Source organism: Pseudoxanthomonas winnipegensis (assembly GCF_004283755.1).
Classification (GTDB): Bacteria; Pseudomonadota; Gammaproteobacteria; order Xanthomonadales; family Xanthomonadaceae; genus Pseudoxanthomonas_A; species Pseudoxanthomonas_A winnipegensis.
In genome coordinates this window covers 60,964-79,054 of record NZ_SHMH01000007.1, presented here as the reverse complement: position 1 = coordinate 79,054, position 18,091 = coordinate 60,964, and the positions used below count along the sequence as shown (strand labels likewise).

15 protein-coding genes are annotated in these 18,091 nt (G+C 70.0%); 8 read left to right on the top strand and 7 right to left on the bottom strand.

Features of this window, described 5'->3' with window-relative positions:
* Positions 1 to 14 precede the first annotated feature (14 nt).
* Positions 15 to 929, bottom strand: coding sequence for an ankyrin repeat domain-containing protein (locus EAT51_RS14265; protein WP_130521311.1), 915 nt, complete (start codon positions 927 to 929; stop codon positions 15 to 17).
* 133 nt (positions 930 to 1,062) lie between these two features.
* Between EAT51_RS14265 and radA the strand changes: the two genes are divergently transcribed.
* On the top strand, positions 1,063 to 2,457 hold the full coding sequence (radA, locus tag EAT51_RS14260; RefSeq protein ID WP_130521313.1) for a DNA repair protein RadA: 1,395 nt from the start codon (positions 1,063 to 1,065) through the stop codon (positions 2,455 to 2,457).
* 255 nt (positions 2,458 to 2,712) lie between these two features.
* Here radA and tsf read toward each other — a convergent pair whose 3' ends face one another.
* From tsf to EAT51_RS14230, 6 genes are all read right to left on the bottom strand, one after another.
* On the bottom strand, positions 2,713 to 3,591 hold the full coding sequence (tsf, locus tag EAT51_RS14255; protein ID WP_130521315.1) for a translation elongation factor Ts: 879 nt from the start codon (positions 3,589 to 3,591) through the stop codon (positions 2,713 to 2,715).
* A gap of 131 nt (positions 3,592 to 3,722) precedes the next feature.
* Positions 3,723 to 4,505, bottom strand: coding sequence for a 30S ribosomal protein S2 (gene rpsB / locus EAT51_RS14250; protein WP_130521317.1), 783 nt, complete (start codon positions 4,503 to 4,505; stop codon positions 3,723 to 3,725).
* A gap of 502 nt (positions 4,506 to 5,007) precedes the next feature.
* Positions 5,008 to 6,027, bottom strand: a complete 1,020-nt coding sequence (locus EAT51_RS14245) for a Csu type fimbrial protein (RefSeq protein ID WP_130521319.1) — start codon at positions 6,025 to 6,027, stop codon at positions 5,008 to 5,010.
* The gene (locus tag EAT51_RS14240) at positions 6,024 to 8,441 is read right to left on the bottom strand and encodes a fimbria/pilus outer membrane usher protein (protein WP_130561769.1); all 2,418 of its coding nucleotides are present in this window, start codon (positions 8,439 to 8,441) and stop codon (positions 6,024 to 6,026) included. The genes EAT51_RS14245 and EAT51_RS14240 overlap by 4 nt, the downstream gene beginning before the upstream one ends.
* A complete protein-coding gene (locus EAT51_RS14235; protein WP_228257945.1) occupies positions 8,395 to 9,084 on the bottom strand; it encodes a fimbrial biogenesis chaperone in 690 nt (229 codons plus the stop codon). The genes EAT51_RS14240 and EAT51_RS14235 overlap by 47 nt, the downstream gene beginning before the upstream one ends.
* A gap of 75 nt (positions 9,085 to 9,159) precedes the next feature.
* Positions 9,160 to 9,684 carry a Csu type fimbrial protein gene (locus tag EAT51_RS14230; RefSeq protein ID WP_130521326.1) on the bottom strand — a complete coding sequence of 175 codons (525 nt, stop codon included), beginning with the start codon at positions 9,682 to 9,684 and terminating at the stop codon, positions 9,160 to 9,162.
* Between the two features lie 335 nt (positions 9,685 to 10,019).
* Between EAT51_RS14230 and map the strand changes: the two genes are divergently transcribed.
* The 7 genes from map to dapE all read left to right on the top strand — a co-directional run bounded on the left by map (position 10,020) and on the right by dapE (position 18,004).
* Complete coding sequence (map, locus tag EAT51_RS14225; RefSeq protein WP_130521328.1) at positions 10,020 to 10,796, top strand: type I methionyl aminopeptidase; 777 nt, start codon at positions 10,020 to 10,022, stop codon at positions 10,794 to 10,796.
* Positions 10,793 to 13,420 (top strand): [protein-PII] uridylyltransferase, encoded by a 2,628-nt coding sequence (gene glnD / locus EAT51_RS14220; protein ID WP_130521330.1) that lies wholly within the window; start codon positions 10,793 to 10,795, stop codon positions 13,418 to 13,420. Before map ends, glnD begins: the two co-directional genes overlap by 4 nt.
* Before the next feature lie 37 nt (positions 13,421 to 13,457).
* Positions 13,458 to 14,303: a 2,3,4,5-tetrahydropyridine-2,6-dicarboxylate N-succinyltransferase gene (gene dapD, locus EAT51_RS14215; protein WP_130522896.1), complete on the top strand. Its 846-nt coding sequence runs from the start codon at positions 13,458 to 13,460 to the stop codon at positions 14,301 to 14,303.
* Entirely contained in the window at positions 14,300 to 15,169 is an 870-nt protein-coding gene (locus EAT51_RS14210) for a hypothetical protein (RefSeq protein WP_130561802.1), read from the top strand. Before dapD ends, EAT51_RS14210 begins: the two co-directional genes overlap by 4 nt.
* A 146-nt stretch (positions 15,170 to 15,315) precedes the next feature.
* Positions 15,316 to 16,314 carry a glycoside hydrolase family 43 protein gene (locus EAT51_RS14205; RefSeq protein ID WP_205953635.1) on the top strand — a complete coding sequence of 333 codons (999 nt, stop codon included), beginning with the start codon at positions 15,316 to 15,318 and terminating at the stop codon, positions 16,312 to 16,314.
* 44 nt (positions 16,315 to 16,358) lie between these two features.
* A complete protein-coding gene (locus EAT51_RS14200; protein WP_130521333.1) occupies positions 16,359 to 16,718 on the top strand; it encodes an arsenate reductase in 360 nt (119 codons plus the stop codon).
* A 149-nt stretch (positions 16,719 to 16,867) separates the two neighbouring features.
* The gene (dapE, locus tag EAT51_RS14195; RefSeq protein WP_130521335.1) at positions 16,868 to 18,004 is read left to right on the top strand and encodes a succinyl-diaminopimelate desuccinylase; all 1,137 of its coding nucleotides are present in this window, start codon (positions 16,868 to 16,870) and stop codon (positions 18,002 to 18,004) included.
* The last annotated feature ends 87 nt before the right edge of the window (positions 18,005 to 18,091 follow it).

Below are 18,091 nucleotides of genomic sequence, written 5' to 3'. Positions count from 1 at the left end.
GCGCGCGATGCGGGCTACAGCGCGATGCTGCCCGGTCCCGCTTCCTGGTCGGAAGGCAGCGGATCGCGCTGGCGCGGGCGCAGGGTCGGTGGCATCGGCGGGCGGCCGATGCCCTTGTCCAGCAGCCAGGCCTGGCAGGCGCGCTGCCAGTCGCGCATCGCCTCGGGTACGTCGCGGTAGAAGGCGTCCTCCACGATGGGCATGCGCCCGTCGTTGGACTGCGCGGTGCCGAGCAGGCGCGCACCCTCCAGGTCGTGCATGCGCAGGGTCGGGTCGCCGCCGTGTTCCAGCAGCCAGTACAGCCGATCGAAGCGGCCGCTGCGCGCGTACCAGCTCAGCACGGTGTCGTAGTGGTCGGCGCCGTCCAGGACGGTGTCCTGGTTGGCGCCGGACAGGATCAGGTGCTGCACGTTGGCCCAGCGGCCGTGTTTGAAGGCCACGTACAGCAGCGGCTGGCCCTCGGCGTTGCGCGTGTTGGGGTCACCGCCGCGCATCAGCAGTTCGGTCAGGTAGTCGGGATCGGACCGTTCGGCCGCCGGCACCAGCGCCGACTCGAACGCCGCGGCCGTGCCGGCCTGGCCGCGCACATTCGGCGAGGCGCCGGCGTCGAGCAGCAGCCTCAGCCCCTCCGGGTTGGCGGTGAGTACCGGCCAGGCCAGCAGGGGACGGCCGCTGCGATCGAAGACGGTGTTCGGGTCGAGGCCCTGTTCGCGGACCAGCTGGTCGATGCGGCGCGTATCCAGGTGGTCCACCGCTCGCGCCAGCGCCAGACCCGGGCCGGTGAAGTACGCATCCGGGTCCAGCACGTGATTGGCGTTCCGCGGCAGGCTCCGGGCGATGTACACGCAGCCGCAGACCGCCAGCAGCACCAGCGGCAGCAGGAGCAGCAGGGTGCGCAGCGGGCCATGGGGCAGGCGGAGACGGCTCACGGGTGGGCGGCTTGGAGAAGGCTTCACGGGCTAAGGTACGTCGAAAGCGCGCCGTGCCGGCCCGCGCCGGTCTCGTCGGCCGAGACGCCGCCCGGCTACAGTGGCGCCCGGTTTTTTCTCCAGGGAACGCTCCATGGCCAAGGCCGCCTCCAAGGCCCGCACCGCCTATGTCTGCGGCGAATGCGGCGCCGAATACAGCAAGTGGCAGGGCCAGTGCACCGAATGCCACGCCTGGAACAGCCTGAGCCAGGTCGTGCTGGAGCCGGCCGCCGGCGCCGCGCCGGCCGCCGCGCGCCGCACCGGCTGGGCCGGCAAGACCGAGGCGCCGAAGATCACCGCGCTCAAGGACGTGCGCAGCAGCGAGGACGTGCGCGTGTCCACCGGCATCGGCGAGTTCGACCGCGTGCTCGGCGGTGGCCTGGTCGAAGGCGCGGTGGTGCTGGTCGGCGGCGATCCGGGCATCGGCAAGTCGACTCTGCTGCTGCAGGCGCTGGCGCGGATGGCCGCCACCCTGCCGGTGCTGTACGTCACCGGCGAGGAATCGCTGGCCCAGGTCGCCGGACGCGCCGTGCGCTTGGACCTGCCGCTGGACGGCCTGCACGCGCTGGCCGAGACCGGGATCGAATCCATCCTCCAGCATGCCTCCACCGCGCGCCCGAAGCTGATCGTCGCCGACTCGGTGCAGACGCTGTGGACCGAGTCGCTGACCGCCGCGCCCGGTTCGGTGAGCCAGGTGCGCGAGAGCGCCGCGCGCCTGGTGCGCTATGCCAAGGAGACCGGCACGGCGGTATTCCTGGTCGGCCACGTCACCAAGGAAGGCGGCATCGCCGGCCCGCGCGTGCTCGAGCACATGGTCGATGCGGTGCTGTACTTCGAGGGCGAATCGGGCAGCCGTTTCCGCGTGCTGCGCGCGTTCAAGAACCGCTTCGGCGCGGTCAACGAGCTGGGCGTGTTCGCCATGGGCGACAAGGGCCTGAAGGAAGTGCCCAACCCGTCGGCGATCTTCCTGTCCGGCGGCAGCACCCGCCAGCCCGGCAGCTGCGTGATGGTCACCCGCGAGGGCACGCGCCCGCTGCTGGTGGAAGTGCAGGCGCTGGTCGATGCCTCGCCGCTGTCCAACCCGCGCCGCGTCGCCGTGGGTCTGGAAGGCAACCGCCTGGCGATGCTGCTGGCGGTGCTGCATCGCCATGGCGGCATCATGGTCGGCGACCAGGACGTCTTCATCAACGTGGTCGGCGGCATCCGCGTGCAGGAGACCGCGGCCGACCTGCCGGCGCTGCTGGCGGTGCTCTCGTCCCTGCGCGACACGCCGCTGGCCGAGAAGACGATCGCCTTCGGCGAGGTCGGCCTGTCCGGCGAGATCCGCCCGGTGCCCAACGGCGAGGACCGCCTGCGCGAGGCCGCCACCCACGGCTTCAAGCGCGCCATCGTGCCCAAGGGCAACGCACCCAAGGCCAGCGCGATCAAGGGCATGGAAGTCGTCGCCGTCGAACGCCTCGCCGATGCGCTGGAGGCGGCGTTCGGCTGAAGATTCGCCTGGGCTGAGGCTCCCGGACAGGCGAGGCGGCCCGGTGGAAATCCGGCCTTGCGGAAACTTGCCTGGCTGGAGCAACTGTCTCTTCCGGCCCAGTCGCGGTCGCCTTGTAGAGCGGAGCTTGCTCCGCTGCTCTTCGTTCGGTTCGTGGGAAGGCCCAGCGGAGCAAGCTCCGCTCTACGGGGGGCAAAAAAGCGAAAGGCCGCGGTGTCCGCGGCCTTTCGGGTGTTGCTTTGGAGCGTGTGGCGATCAGGCCAGGCCGGCCTGCTTCATCACTTCGGCGGCGTAGTCTTCCACCACCTTCTCGATGCCTTCGCCCACGGCCAGACGCTTGAAGCCGACCACTTCGGCGCCGGCGGCCTTGAGGGCCTGCTCGACGGTCTGGTTGGTGTCCAGCACGTAGGGCTGGCCGTACAGGGTCACTTCGCTGACGATCTTGTTGATCTTGCCGCTGATGATCTTTTCCAGGATCTCGGCCGGCTTGGACTTGTCCTTCTCGGACATCTTGGCCAGTTCGATTTCCTTTTCCTTGGCGACGAAGTCGGCCGGCACGTCGCTGGCCTTGTTGTACGGCGGGTTCATCGCGGCCACGTGCATGGCCAGGCCACGGGCCAGGTCGGCGTCGCCGCCCTTGACCTCGACCAGCACGCCGATCTTGCCGCCGTGGACGTAGGCGGCCACGTTGTTGGCGCTGTCGACGGCGACCAGGCGACGGATCTGCATGTTCTCGCCGAGCTTGGCGATGGCGGCGGCGCGGGACTCCTCGACGGTCTCGCCGGAAGGCAGCTTGGCCGACTTCAGCGCGTCCACGTCGGCGGCGCCGGAGGCCAGGGCGGCCTGGGCGACGGCGTCGGTGAAGGCGACGAAGTTGCTGTCCTTGGCGACGAAGTCGGTCTCGGAGTTGATCTCGACCAGCACGGCCTTGCCGCCGTCCTGCGCCGCGGCGATGCGGCCTTCGGCGGTGACGCGGTCGGCCTTCTTGTCGGCCTTGGCCAGGCCGGACTTGCGCAGCCACTCGGCGGCGGTGTCGATGTTGCCTTCGTTCTCGGTGAGCGCCTTCTTGCACTCCATCATGCCGGCGCCGGTGCGCTCGCGCAGTTCCTTGACCAGGGAAGCGGTGATTTCCACGGTGATGACCTCAGTTGGGAATGGGGTGGACGGCGCAAGCGCCGGTCCTTGAAGCGACAGCGGCGGAGCCTGCGCCCCGCCGCCCTGAGCCGGCGCACAGTGGCGCGCCGGCGTTGCACGGCCGTGACGCCTTAGGCGGCGGCTTCGTCGCTCTTGCGGCCACGACGGGCCGGCTTGGCCTCGGCGTTGCCTTCGCTGAACTCTTCCTCGCGCACGGTGGCCGAGTTCGGCGCGGCGGCCTTGCCTTCCAGCACGGCGTCGGCGGCGGCGCGGGCGTACAGCTGCACGGCGCGGATGGCGTCGTCATTGCCCGGGATGGCGTAGTCCACCAGGGCCGGGTCGTAGTTCGAGTCGACCACGGCGACCACCGGGATGCCGAGCTTCTTGGCTTCCTTGATGGCGATGTCCTCATGGCCGATGTCGATGACGAACAGGGCGTCGGGCAGACGGTTCATCTCCTTGATGCCGCCCAGCGAGGCCTGCAGCTTGTCGCGCTCGCGGCGCAGGCCCAGCACTTCGTGCTTGACCAGCTTCTCGAAGGTGCCGTCGGTCTCGGCCGCTTCCAGCTCCTTCAGGCGGGCGACCGACTTCTTCACGGTGGCGAAGTTGGTCAGCGAGCCGCCCAGCCAGCGCTGGGTCATGTAGGGCATGCCGCAACGCTCGGCTTCTTCCTTGATGGCTTCGCGGGCCGAACGCTTGGTGCCGACGAACAGGATGGTGCCGCGCTTCTGGGCGATGGCGCTGATGAAGTTCATCGCGTCAACGAACAGCGGCAGGGTCTTTTCCAGGTTGATGATGTGGATCTTGCCGCGGGCACCGAAAATGTACGGGGCCATCTTCGGGTTCCAGTAGCGGGTCTGGTGACCGAAGTGCACGCCGGCTTCCAGCATCTGGCGCATGGTGATCTGGGACATCGTGAAAAACTCCAAGGCAGTGGAACCGGCCGCGCGTTTTGGATGCGGCACTGATGGTTCCGGGGTTGGGCCTCCCTGCGGCGTCCGTGGCCGAACCCTCCTGGTAAGGAAGGCACCCCGGCACGGGCTGTGGCAGCAGGTGTGTATTCGCCGGTGACGCCCGGCGTGGGCGGTCTCTACAAGGCCTGGCGGCCTTTCAGAGCCGGCGGATTATAGCCGGCGGGCGCAGGTGGGCGCAAATCGCGCCCTGGCGCGGGTCAGGCCAGCAGCGGGGCGGCGGCGATCAGGATGACGAGCAGCAGCAGACGGCGGGAGGAGGACAGGCGCATGGGGTTTCCGGGGGAGGTGGACGGGCGAGATGCCCGGTCTGCCCGGAGTCATGCAGGCGGCGTGCCAACTCCGGCATGGCGCATGAAGTCGCATCGCAGGGCGTTTTATGAGACCGCGTTCACAAGGAACACGCCCTGGCGTCGCCTGCGCGGGTCGGTTCTGACCTTGCGCGTCAGTAGGTGATGGTCACAGTGATGGTGTCGCTGTAGCTGCCGGCGGCCGCGCTCTGCCCGGACGGCACGCGGCCGTAGACGGTGGCGGTCTGGGCGGCGCCGGTCCCGGTGCCCTGCAAGGTGTCGGTGTTCAGAACGTTGCCCCAGCGCTGGCTGCGCGCGGGGTCGAGGTAGAGGTCGTAGGCGACGTACTGGGCGGTGGCGCCCTGGCGCATGCGCCGCTGGCCGAGCAGGGCGTTGCTGCCATTGTCCAGGCCCAGCTGCCAGGCGGTGCGTCGCGTGCAGGTCAGGCCGATGGCGGAGGTCTGGTCGACATTGGCGGCGATGAAGCCCGCGACGCTGCCGAAGTCCAGATCGCTGGCGCTGTAGGCGTAGCACTGCCCCGGCACGTTGGCGGAGACGACGAAGGGGAAGGCGTCGTTGGCAGTCGTCGCGCCGGAGACATTGCAGGCGGCGGGAAAGCTCGCCGCGGCGCCCAGCAGCGGCGTGTTGGCCGCATAGGTCAGCACGGTGCTGGCGCCGGCGAAGGTGCTGCCATAGCTGCCCGCCGCCAGCGCCTGGTTGGCCGGAATGCGGCCGTAGATGGTCACGGTCTGCGCCTGCGAGCCACCGATGATCAACGGAATCGCGTAATCGAAATCCAGCACCAGCACGGTGCTGACCGCATTGCCCAGCGCGCCCCAGATCTGGCTGCGGGCCGGGTCCAGATAGAGCTGGTAGTTGAGCGTGTCGCCGTCGGCGTTGCGCAGACGACGCGGCGACAGCGAGGTATCGACGCTGCCTGGGCCCAGACCCACGCACAGCCGCACCTTGGTGTTGCTCAGCACGGCCAGCGCGGCGGTGCTGCAGGTCACGGTGAAGGAGGTGACGGTATCGGTGGGTTGTGTGGGCGAGACATTGCCGAAGGCCAGCACCGTCGGCGTGGTGGCGGTGCACACCGTCGCCGCGCGCGCGCTCGGCGCCCAGGCCCAGAGCGCCAGCAGGGCCAGCAGCAGGCAGCACGGCAGGCGGCGGCTCATTGGCGGGTCTCCGGGGCGCAGGTCAGCGGACCGATGCGTGGGATCCGGGCGGAGGCGATCCGGGCGGGATAGTCGAAATCCACCACGCAGGTGCCCGATTCGGCGCCGATCCGCAGACGGTTCCTGAGCTGCAGGTTGTCGAGGTAGGTCTCGCCGTCGTGGCCGACGACGGCGACCGGCTCCTTCGCACCGACCGGCGTCACCGTGCTGCCCACCGCCAGCGGCTGGCCGGCCGGATGGCGCAGGACCAGTGTGGCGGTGCGGACCTGGGTGATGGCGAAGGGCACCTTCAGACCGGCGCCGGCGCGCGGGGTGACCACGCGTTCCACCTCGTCCACGCGCAGGTCGGCGGGCAGGTCGAGGATGTCGATCGAGACCCGGTTGCGCTGCCAGGGTTGCAGCGGGGTCACCAGCAGCAGACCGTCGGCGTTGGTCTGGCCGATCAGGCGGTTCTCCAGCCGGACCGGGATGTGCGGTCGTCCGGTCGAGACCACGCCGAAGGCGTTGTCGACCGAACGCGCGGCCAGCACGCCGCCGCCCAGCCAGGCCAGGCTGCCACTGGCGCTGGCATAGCCGTAGGTGGTGCCGCCCTGGCTGGCCGCGCCCAGGCCGTAGCGGCCGACATCGTTCTGCCAGCCCAGTTCGGCCAGACCGCCGGTGCCGTCGGTCCCGCTGCGGGCCTGCACGCGCCAGCCCAGCCCGTTGGGGCCGCCGTCGCCGGGTACGGCTCGGGAAGCCTCGACCACCTGGGTGTTGAGGTTGCCGTTGCGCTGGGTCGAGACTGAGGCCCGGCGCAGCCCGTCCAGCGCCAGCGAGGCCGACAGATAGAGGCTGCGGTCGGAGGCGTCGTCCAGGTTCTGGTTCACCGACAAGTTGGCCGACCAGTCCTCGCCGAAGGTCTGCGACCAGAACAGGCCCGCATAGCGCAGGCTGGGTTCGTCCTCGTTGCGCAGCCGCACGTAGCTGGCGCTGAGCGAACCGAAGCGGGGCAGGGAGACGCCGAAGATCGCGTGGTCGCTGGCGCTGACCGGGATGCTGCCCTGCAGGCTGCCGATATCGCGATAGCGCCCATGCGTGCGCTGGGTGCCGATGGCCAGGTTGAAGGTGCCGTTGTTCCAGGTGTGCTCGATCGCGGTCTGGCCGCCTGCCTCATCGCCGCGGCGGCTGCGCGCATAGGAGGCCGACAGCACGCCGGCGCCGCCCAGCAGCCACAGTCCGCCCGCGCCGGCGTTGCTGATGTTGCCGCCATGCTCGGCGTGACCCTCGACGGTGAAGCCATCGCTGACGCCATAGCGGAACGTCCCGGTGCCCACCACGGTGTTGCCATAGCGGAACGAGCGCAGGCCGTAGTCCTCGCGCAGCACGCCCACCCCCACGCCGCCCTCGGACAGGCCCTTGGCCAGCAGCTCCTGGGTGCCGTAGAAGGAGAAATCCAGCGTGCGCACCTGGCCGAAGGCATCGGTGACCACCACCTGCGCGTTGCCGGTGCCGTTGATGCCGGGCAGGGTGGAGAGCTGGAACGGCCCGGCGGCGACCTGGCCGCTGTACTGGCGCAGGCCATCGACATACAGCTCCACCTGCGAGGGCACCGCGGCGTCGCCGAGGAAGGCCGGCGGGGGGGGGGGGGGCACGCGATACGGCTGCAGCCCGTAGTTGCGCCCAAGCTGGACGCCGGCCATGCGGATCGAGCGCGTCCAGTCCAGGGCGTCGCTGTAGAAATCTCCCAGCTGCAGGGTCAGCGCCCGGTCCGGCAGGTCCAGCTGCCAGTGGGTGTCCAGGCGCGTCGGTTCGACCCGCCAGCCGTGAGTGCCCTGGCCCTCGTACAGGCGTATGACCGAGGTGTTGCTGAGCACGCCCTGGCCGATGCCGAAGGCGCGCAGTTCCACGGTGGCGGCCAGATTGGTCTGGTCGGCAGTGCGATTGGCGTAGAGGTCGTAGTTGAGCAGCGCCCCCGGCGAGGAGGTGGCCTGCGGGGCGGGCTCCTGCTCGGGTGCGAGCACGGTGGTGTCCAGCTTCAGCGCGGACAGCGGCGCATCGAAGAACAGGCGCTGGACCTCGGGCTCGTAGCGCACCGCGACCTCGGGCAGCGCATCCAGGGCGAGCACATCTTCGGGCGCGCGCCCGTCCAGGCGGAAGCCGATCGCGCGCAGGGTCTGCACGGATCCATGCAGGCGCCCGCGGCGCAGCTCGAAGCGCTCGATCTTGCCCGTGTCGGTCTGGTTGAGGCTCACCTGCAGGTACAGCACCTGGTCGTAGCGCGGGTCGGCCATCGGCGCGGCAGGCGGCGGCGCCAGGTCGAAGGCCGCGACCGGCGGAGCGATCAGCAGGGCCAGCAGCGCAACCCGCGCCAGTGCGGCAGAGCAGCCTTCAGCGGGAGGGCGGCACGAGCGGCAGTGGACGCTTCTCGGCTTCACCGTTGATCCTGGCTTTGAAATGCGCGCCGACGTAGCGGCCGGCGGCGCCCGGGAGCGTCCAGCGCATCGTCTGACCTGGCAGCACATAGCCCACCAGGCCGGGCAGCAGCACGGTGTCCGGCCCGCTTGCCTGGACCATGCCCAGGTCGGCCAGTTGCGCGTGGCCGGTGCCGGTGTTGCGCACTTCCAGCGCGCTGGCGCCATCGGCGGCGGCCACCACCGTGGCGGCCAGGACCGGCTGCGGCGCCGCATCGCCCGGCTGCACGAACACCGGCACCGAGTAGCGCAGCACCAGCTGCAGCCCCTGTCGCGCATTGCCGCTGGGCAATTCGTCGACGAGGACGCGGTAGCTGGCCTGAGCGGCGACGGGCGAGCGGTCCGGACGGATCAGCCGGACCAGCTGGCGCGCGCCGGGGGCGATGGTCTGCATCGGCGGGCTGGCGATCACCTCCTGGGTGGCATCCAGCGACTCAGTGCCGCCGGACTGGGGCCAGCGGAACACGCGCAACTGGACGTGGACCGGCTCGGTCCCGGTGTTGCTCAGCCACAGCGCGTCGGCATTGCGTGCCGGGGTGAGGGTGATCGAGGTGGGAGAAACCTGCAGACTCGTGGCAAAGGCCGTGTTGCCCAGCGTGGTGATCAACGCTATCCAGGTCCATCTGATTAGCCCTCTCCTGTGTTTTGCACGCGCATCCTGGGTTTTCCCCATATCGCTCCTTCAGTAGATGATCGTGGCGGTCACGGTGTCCTGATACGAGCCCGGGGCGGGATTGTTGGCCGCCAGGTTGTTGATCCGGCCGTAGACCGGATAGACCTGATTGATGCCCAGGCCCGTGCTGGCCAGCGTGTTGGTGCCGGTGGTGCCGCCCCACACGGTCGTGCGGCTCAGGTCGGCGTAGAGCTGGTAGCCGACGTAGTTGTTGGTGGTGACGGTGGCGTCGGTGTGCTTCATCCGGCGCGTGGTCACATCCCCGGCCGTGGCGGCATTGGCGCCCGCGTTGAGCGCGATGGCGTACGGGGTCAGCGGCGTGCAGCGAACCGTCAGGCTGCCGGCGTTATCGACGTTGGCGGTCACCGTGGAGGCCTGCGTGCCGAAGTCCACATCGGTCGCGGCGGCGGCCGTGATGGTGCAGGACTTGGTCACCACCAGCTTGACGTTGAAGGTGGTGGTATCTGCCGCCTGGGCGATGCCGCAGGCGGCCAGCAGGGCAACGGCGAGGGTGTTGGAAAGCAGGTAACGCATGGAGTCTCTCCCGGTCCTTGGGACCACAAGTACCGGCGCCTTGGCCGGCTCGGGTTTAAAGAAAGTGACCTTACGAACAGTGCTGACCTGCGCTGAATACAAAAAATTATTCATGCAAATCTGAGACTTGCGTCCTAGTAGGCGGCGTCTTGTGGTCCGTTACTAACGGGGGCGGGGCCTTCGGTGGCGGCGCGTGACCGTCATCGAGATGCGCGGTCCGAGCCTCCCGGGCGGTGGGTGCGAGGGCCTGGCCCCACTGCGGTCGGGCGCCGTTTCCCGGCCGCGAGACCGGACCTGCCCGTTCAGATGCGGACGCAATCGGCGATAATGGGCGCATGAGCATCCAACTGAAATCCGCTGCCGACCTGGAGAAGATGCGCGTGGCCGGCCGCCTGGCCGCCGAAGTGCTGCAAGTGGTCGCCCCGCACGTGAAGCCGGGCGTGACCACCGCCGAGCTGGACCGCATCTGCCACGACCACATCGTCCACGTGCAGGGCGCGATCCCGGCCAATGTCGGCTACCGCGGCTTCCCGGCCACGGTGTGCACCTCGGTCAACAACGTGATCTGCCACGGCATCCCGAGCGAGGGCAAGGTCCTCAAGGAAGGCGACATCGTCAATATCGACGTGACCGTCATCAAGGATGGCTGGCATGGCGACACCAGCCGCATGTACTACGTCGGCACCCCGTCGGTGATGGCCAAGCGTCTAGTCGAGACCACCCGCGAGGCGATGTTCCGCGGCATCCGCGCGGTCAAGCCGGGCGCGACGCTGGGCGATGTGGGCCATGCGATCCAGCAGTACGCCGAGTCCGAGCGCTTCAGCGTGGTGCGCGAGTACTGCGGCCACGGCATCGGGCAGGTCTACCACGACGAGCCGCAGGTGCTGCATTACGGCCGTCCCGGCGATGGCGTGGTGCTCAAGCCCGGCATGACCTTCACCATCGAGCCGATGATCAACGAGGGCACGCGCTACACCAAGACCCTGCCGGACGGCTGGACCGTGGTGACCAAGGACCGCAAGCTCTCGGCGCAGTGGGAGCACACCGTGGCGGTGACCGAGGACGGCGTGGAGATCCTCACCCGCCTGCCAGGCGACGACAACGACCTGTGACCGCCCCGCCGGTTGCCAGCGGCGCGGCGCGCGCGCCGGCGCAGGCCGATCCGGCCACCGATGGCGTCTGGTCGCAACAGGCCCGCGCCGCGCTGGCGGCCACCGACGAGAAGCTGGCGCGCCGCTACGAGGATCTTGACCGCATCGACCACGTGCTGGCGCTGCGCGCGCGCGCGGTCGACCACCTGCTGCGCGAGGCCTGGCGGCGCTGCCTGCCGGCCGAGAGCGGGCTGTCGCTGTTCGCGGTCGGCGGCTACGGGCGCGGCGAACTGTTTCCGCAGTCGGACGTGGACGTGCTGGTGCTGGGCGAACCCGAGGCCCAGCAGCTGCACCACGACGCGCTCGCCCGCTGCCTGGCGCTGGTCTGGGACACCGGCCTGAAGCTCAGCCATGCGGTGCGCTCGCCGGCGCAGTGCAGCGAGGCGGCGCAGGATCAGACCGTGGCCACCGCGCTGCTCGAGGCGCGCCCGCTGATCGCCGACGAGGCCGCGCGCAAGGCCCTGGCCGAGGCCGTGTCGCCGCGGCAGGTGTGGCCGCCGCGCGAGTTCTTCCAGGTCAAGCGCCAGGAGATGGCCCAGCGCCACGCGCGCTTCGGCGACACCTCGGACAATCTGGAGCCGGACATCAAGGACGGCCCGGGCGGCCTGCGCGACCTGCACACGCTGGGCTGGATGGCGCTGCGCACCTTCGGCGTGCGCGACCTGGAGTCGCTGGTGGGCATGGATCAGCTGGGCCCGGACGAGGCCGCCGCGCTGGCGCGCGAGCGCCGCGTCCTGGGGCGGCTGCGCTACGGGCTGCATCTGGTTGCCGGCCGGCCGGAGGAGCGCCTGCGCTTCGATTACCAGAAGGCGCTGGCCACGCGCCTGGGCTACCGGGACGCGCCCGGCAGCCTGGGCGTGGAGCAGATGATGCAGGCCTTCTACCGCAGCGCGGCGATCGTGCGCCGGATCGGCGATCGCCTGCTGCAGCGCTTCGAGGAGCAGTTCGAGGGCGAGGGCACGCCGCAGGCGCTGGATGCGGACTTCGAGCTGCGTCGCAACTACCTGGCCGCGCGCGATCCGCACTGGCCGGCCGACGTCGGCGCGGTGTTCGCGCTGTTCGCCACCTGGGCCGCGCAGGCCGAGGTCCGCGGCCTGCATTCGCAGACCGCGCGCGCGCTGGCCGAGGCGCTGCCGACGCTGCCGGCGTATGCACGCGCCAGCGCCGAGCAGCGGGCGCAGTTCATGGCGCTGCTGCGCGGCCCGCGCGCGGTCGACACGCTGGCGCGCATGGCCCGCCTGGGCGTGCTGGGGCAGTGGCTGCCGGCCTTCGCCCAGGTGTCCGGGCGCATGCAGTTCGACCTGTTCCACGTGTACACGGTCGATCAGCACACGCTGATGGTGCTGCGCAATCTGGCGGCGTTCGCCAACGGCCGCGCCGACGAGCGCTTCTCCATCGCCCACGAAGTCTGGCCGCGCCTGCGCAAGCCCGAGCTGCTGCTGCTGGCCGGGCTGTTCCATGACATCGGCAAGGGCCGCGGCGGCGATCATTCCGAGCTGGGCTCGGCCGATGCGCGCGACTTCTGCGCGGCGCACGGGCTCAGCGAGGCCGACACCGACCTGGTGGCCTGGCTGGTCGAACAGCACCTGCGCATGTCGGTGACCGCGCAGAAGCAGGACATCGCCGATCCGGAGGTGATCCACCGCTTCGCCACATTGGTCGGCGACCGCGAGCATCTGGACTATCTCTACCTGCTGACCTGCGCCGACATCGCCGGCACCAGCCCCAAGCTGTGGAACGCGTGGAAGGACCGGCTGCTGGCCGACCTGTACTTCGCCACGCGCCGTGTGCTGCGCGAGGGCCTGGAGCAGCCGATGGCCGCCGGCCAGCGCGTGGAGGAAGGCCGCGAGGCGACCCGTGCGCTGCTGCTGGCGCAGGGCTTCGACGCCGACACCATCGCGCGCCAGTTCGCCGAGATGCCCGATGAGAGCTTCCTGCGCTTCCGCCCCGAACAGTTGGCCTGGCAGGCGGCGGCGCTGGTGGACGTGCGCCACGGCCAGACCCTGGTGCAGGTGCGCCTGATCGACGACAACACCCGGGCGATGGAGGTGTTCGTGCACTCGCCCGACCGCGACGGCCTGTTCGCCGCGATCCTGGCCACGCTGGACAAGCAGGGCTTCGCCATCCACCAGGCGCGCGTGCTGGTGGGGCCGCACGGGACGGTGTTCGACTCCTTCGAGGTGCTGCCGGCCGACACCTATGCCAGCGACGATCCCGGGCACCTGGCCGATGCGCTGCGTCGCGCGCTGGCCGGCGCGCTGGACCAGGTGCGCGTGGCACAGCGCACCGTGCCGCGCCAGCTGCGGCATTTCCGCTTCCCGCCGCGCTTCGAGTTCGGCAACACGCTCGATGGCCGCTACACGGTGCTGGACCTGGTCGCGCCCGACCGGCCCGGGCTGCTGGCCCAGGTGGCGCAGGTGCTGCGCCGCCAGCATCTGCGCGTGCACGATGCGCGCATCGCCACCTTCGGCGAGCGCGCCGAAGACCTGTTCCACCTCAGCGACGAAGGCGACCAGCCGCTGACCGACGCCGAGCGCGAATCCCTGCGCCAGGCCTTGGCCAGCTGCCTGGAAGCGGCCGCCTGATCTCCCTCACCCTCTGTCTGCAGGAACCCCACGCCCCATGTCCGCCGTCGATCTCGAAACCCTTAAGTCCACCCTGGAAGACGCCTTCGCGCGCCGCGCCGAACTCACCGCCGACGAGATCCAGGCGCAGGTGCGCCCGGCCGTGTACGCGGCCATCGACGGGCTGGAATCCGGTGCGCTGCGCGTGGCCGAGCCGTTGGCAGAGGGCGGCTGGCAGGTCAACGAGTGGCTGAAGAAGGCGGTGCTGCTGTACTTCCGCGTCAACGACATGCGCGTGATCGAGGCCGAGCCGGCGCCGTTCTGGGACAAGGTCGAGGCGCGCTTCGCCGGCTACGACGCGGCGCAGTTCAAGGCCGGCGGCGTGCGCGTGGTGCCCGGCGCGGTGGCGCGCCGTGGCACCTACTTCGGCAAGGACGTGGTGCTGATGCCCAGCTTCACCAACATCGGCGCCTACGTGGGCGAGGGCACCATGGTCGACACCTGGGCCACGGTGGGCTCGTGCGCGCAGATCGGCAAGCACTGCCATCTGTCCGGCGGCGCCGGCATCGGCGGTGTGCTCGAACCGCTGCAGGCCTCGCCCACCATCATCGAGGACCACTGCTTCATCGGCGCCCGCGCCGAGGTGGTCGAAGGCGTGGTGGTCGGCCACCACAGCGTGATCGGCATGGGCGTGTTCCTCAGCCAGTCCACCCGCATCTACAACCGCGCCACCGGCGAGGTGAGCTACGGCTACGTGCCGCCGGGCAGCGTGGTCGTGTCCGGCTCCCTGCCGGCCAAGGACGGCACGCATTCGCTGTACGCCGCGGTGATCGTCAAGCAGGTCGACGAGAAGACCCGCGCCAAGACCAGCGTCAACGACCTGCTGCGCGGACTGGCGGACTGAGCGCCGCGGTGCCGGACCTCGCGCAGGCCGCGGCATACCGGCACCCGTCCGCCGCCTGGTACGGGCGCGCGTTGCCGCGTCTGCTGCACGCCCCCGGCTGGACCCGATGGCGGCGCGCGCTGACGCGCCGCTGGCCGCTGCCGGCGCTGGTCAGCGATGTGCGCGAGGTGATCTATCTGAGCTGGTGGATCGACGTGCGCGCCGCGCCGCCGGCGCCGCCCGGGCACACCTATGTCGTCCATCAGGGGCGCACGCCGTACACCATCCTCAGCTATCGCCACGGCCATTTCGGTCCCGCACTGGCCGGGCCGCTGCGCACGCTGCTGCCCTCGCCGCTGCAGAGCAACTGGCGCTGGTACCTGCGCCGCGAAGACGACCCGGCCGCGACGCCGGTGGTGCTGTTCGATCGCAACACGATGGACCAGATCGCCTACGTCGCCGGCGCGCGCGCCTGGAGCGATGCCATGCAGCCGCACCTGGCCGCCCGCTTCGTCCATGCGCTGCAAGGCGATGGCGGCGGCAGCACGCGGATCGATCCAGGGCAGGGCAGTGCGCCCGCGCTGCGGGTGCAGTGGCAGCCCGCCCATCAGTGGGACGATGCCCAGTGGCAGCCGGCGTTCGGCACGCGCGAGACGCTGCTGCGGTTTCTCACCTGCCAGGATGAGGCGATCGCCCGCACCTGCGACGGGCGCTGGGCCAGCACCCGCATCGCGCTCCCGGTGGATCTGGCCACGCTGCAACCGCTGCAGCTGACCGGCACGCTGGCCTGTCCGCGGCTGCAGGACCTGGGCGTCAGGCTGGAGGAGGGGCTGGCGTTCCGGTTGCCCCGCGTGGCGTTCCGGGTGGTGTCCGAACGCCTGCTGTGAGCGCGGGTCGGCACCCTTGATGTGAGGCTGCTGAACAACGACTCCATGCCAGTCTAGCCGGCGGTTCGCGTTTGACTTTGGTCTTGTTTTGGATCGATCCAGTGCCGCCTAGACTCGGTGCTGGTCTATTGCGGCGGGAGCGGAGCATGCGGGATCGGGGCTGGAAGGCGGCGGCGCTGGGGTTGGTGATGGTCGCGGGCATGTCGGGCGCCTGGGCCGCGGAGCCGGCCGCCAAGGCGCGTGCCGGTAATCCCATCTTCCCGGGTTGGTACGCGGACCCCGAGGCGGCGGTCTTCGACAAGACCTACTGGATCTACCCGACCAGTTCGCTGCCGTACGCGCAGCAGACTTACTTCGATGCGTTCTCCTCGCCGGACCTGGTGACCTGGACCCGGCATCCGGGTGTGCTGAAGATCGATGCGGTGTCCTGGGCGCGCGAGGCGATGTGGGCGCCGGCCGTGGTGGAGAACCGCGGGCGCTATTACTTCTTCTTCGCCGCCAACGACATCAAGAGCGATGCCGAAGTCGGCGGCATCGGCGTGGCCGTGGCCGATGCGCCCGCGGGCCCGTACCGCGACCTGATCGGCAAGCCGCTCATCGGGCAGTTCCACAACGGCGCCCAGCCGATCGACCAGTTCGTGTTCAAGGACGACGACGGCACTTGGTACATGATCTACGGCGGCTGGAAGCACGCCAACATCGTCCGCCTGAAGGACGACTTCACCGGCGTGCGGCCGATGGACGACGGCACGGTGTTCAAGGAGATCACCCCGGCGCCGGAGTACGTCGAGGGTCCGCTGATGTTCAAGCGCGACGGCAAGTACTACTTCCTCTGGTCCGAGGGCGGCTGGACCGGGCCGGACTACGCGGTGGCCTATGCCATCGGCGACTCGCCGCTGGGGCCGTTCAAGCGCATCGGCAAGATCCTGCAGCAGGATCCGAAGATCGGCACCGGCGCGGGCCACAATTCCATTTTCCGCGGCCAAGACGACACCTGGTACATCGTTTACCATCGTCACCCGCTGGGCGACCACGATGGCAATCATCGTCAGGTCGCCATCGACCGCATGGTCTTCGATGCCCAGGGCCACATCCTGCCGGTGAAGATGACCAACGAGGGCGTCGCGCCGCACCCGTTGCGCTGACGCGGCGTCCTCGCAAGCCCCCAGGACTTGTGAGACACGCCTGCATGACCACGACACTCTACGGACTGAAGAACTGCGACACCTGCAAGAAGGCCAGCAAGTGGCTGGATCGCTTCGGGGTGGCCTACACCTTCGTCGACTATCGCGAGCACAAGCCTGCGCCCGAGACGCTGGTGGAATGGGCGGGCAAGGCCGGTGGCTTCGACGCGCTGGTCAACAAGTCCTCGACCACCTGGCGGCAGCTGCCCGAGAACCGCAAGTCGCCCGGCAGCGAGGCCGAATGGAAGCTGCTGCTGCGCGAGCATCCGCAGCTGATCCGGCGGCCGGTGGTGATCACCGACGATGGCACGCTGAGCCAGGGCTTCTCCGACAACGGCTTCAAGGCACGCTTCGGGATCGCGTAGAGCGGAGCTTGCTCCGCTAGGGCTTTCCCGCTGATCTGGTCGCTGGAACTTTCCCTGGGATCCTGACCCAAGAGCAGCGGAGCAAGCTCCGCTCTACGGGGGCGGGGGTCGTCGTATCCTTGTCGCCCGCTCAGCCGATCCGCTTTTCCATGAATGATGTCCTAGCGCTGACCTGCGAACTGGTCTCGCGCGCCTCGGTCACGCCCGAGGATGCCGGCTGCCAGGCCTTGATCGCCGCGCGCCTGCAGGCGGCGGGATTCACCTGCGAACATCTGCGCCTGGGCCAGGTCGACAACCTGTGGGCCACCCACGGCAGCGGCGCGCCGGTGCTGGTGCTGCTGGGCCATACCGACGTGGTGCCGCCGGGCCCGCTGGAGGCGTGGACCAGCGATCCCTTCGACCCGCAGGTGCGCGAGGGCAATCTTTACGGCCGGGGCACCGCCGACATGAAGGGCAGCGTGGCCGCGTTCGTGGTCGCCGCCGAGCAGTACGTGGCCGCGCACCCGGACCATGTCGGCACGCTGGCCGTGCTGGTGACCAGCGACGAGGAGGGCGATGCCATCGACGGCGTGCGCCATGTCGCCAGGCTGTTCGCCGAGCGTGGCCAGCGCATCGACTGGTGCATCACCGGCGAGCCGTCCTCGACCGAGACCCTGGGCGATCTGCTGCGCGTGGGCCGTCGCGGCAGCCTGACCGGCACACTGGTGGTCAAGGGCGTGCAGGGCCATGTGGCCTATCCGCACAAGGCGCGCAACCCGATCCACCAAGCCGCCGCGGCGCTGGCCGAGCTGACCGCGCGGCACTGGGACGATGGCTACGAGAGCTTCCCGCCGACCAGCCTGCAGGTCTCCAACCTGCACGCCGGCACCGGCGCCAGCAACGTGATCCCGGGCGAGCTGCGCATGCAGTTCAACCTGCGCTACACCCCGCACTGGGACGCGCCCAGGCTGGAGGCCGAGATCACCGCGCTGCTGGAGCGCCACGGCCTGGAATACACGCTGAGCTGGCATCGCAGCGGCGAGCCGTTCTACACGCCGGAGGGCCGCCTGCGGCGGGTCGCGCGCGAGGTGCTGGGCGAATTCGCCGGCGCGCCGCCGGAGGAAAGCACGGGCGGCGGCACCTCGGATGCGCGCTTCATCGCGCCGCTGGGCGCGCAGTGCATCGAGGTCGGCCCGGTCAACGCCACCATCCACCAGGTCGACGAGCACGTGCGCGTGGCCGATCTGGAGCGGCTGCCGGCGCTGTACCTGGCCCTGGTCGAGCGGCTGCTGGTGGCGCAGGACTAGCCGGCCATGCCGCCCCGGGCGGTGTGGGCGACGCGTCGGCCGCGCGCCATCGGCGTCTCTCGGAGGCCAGTTTCGTTGCGGCTGAAA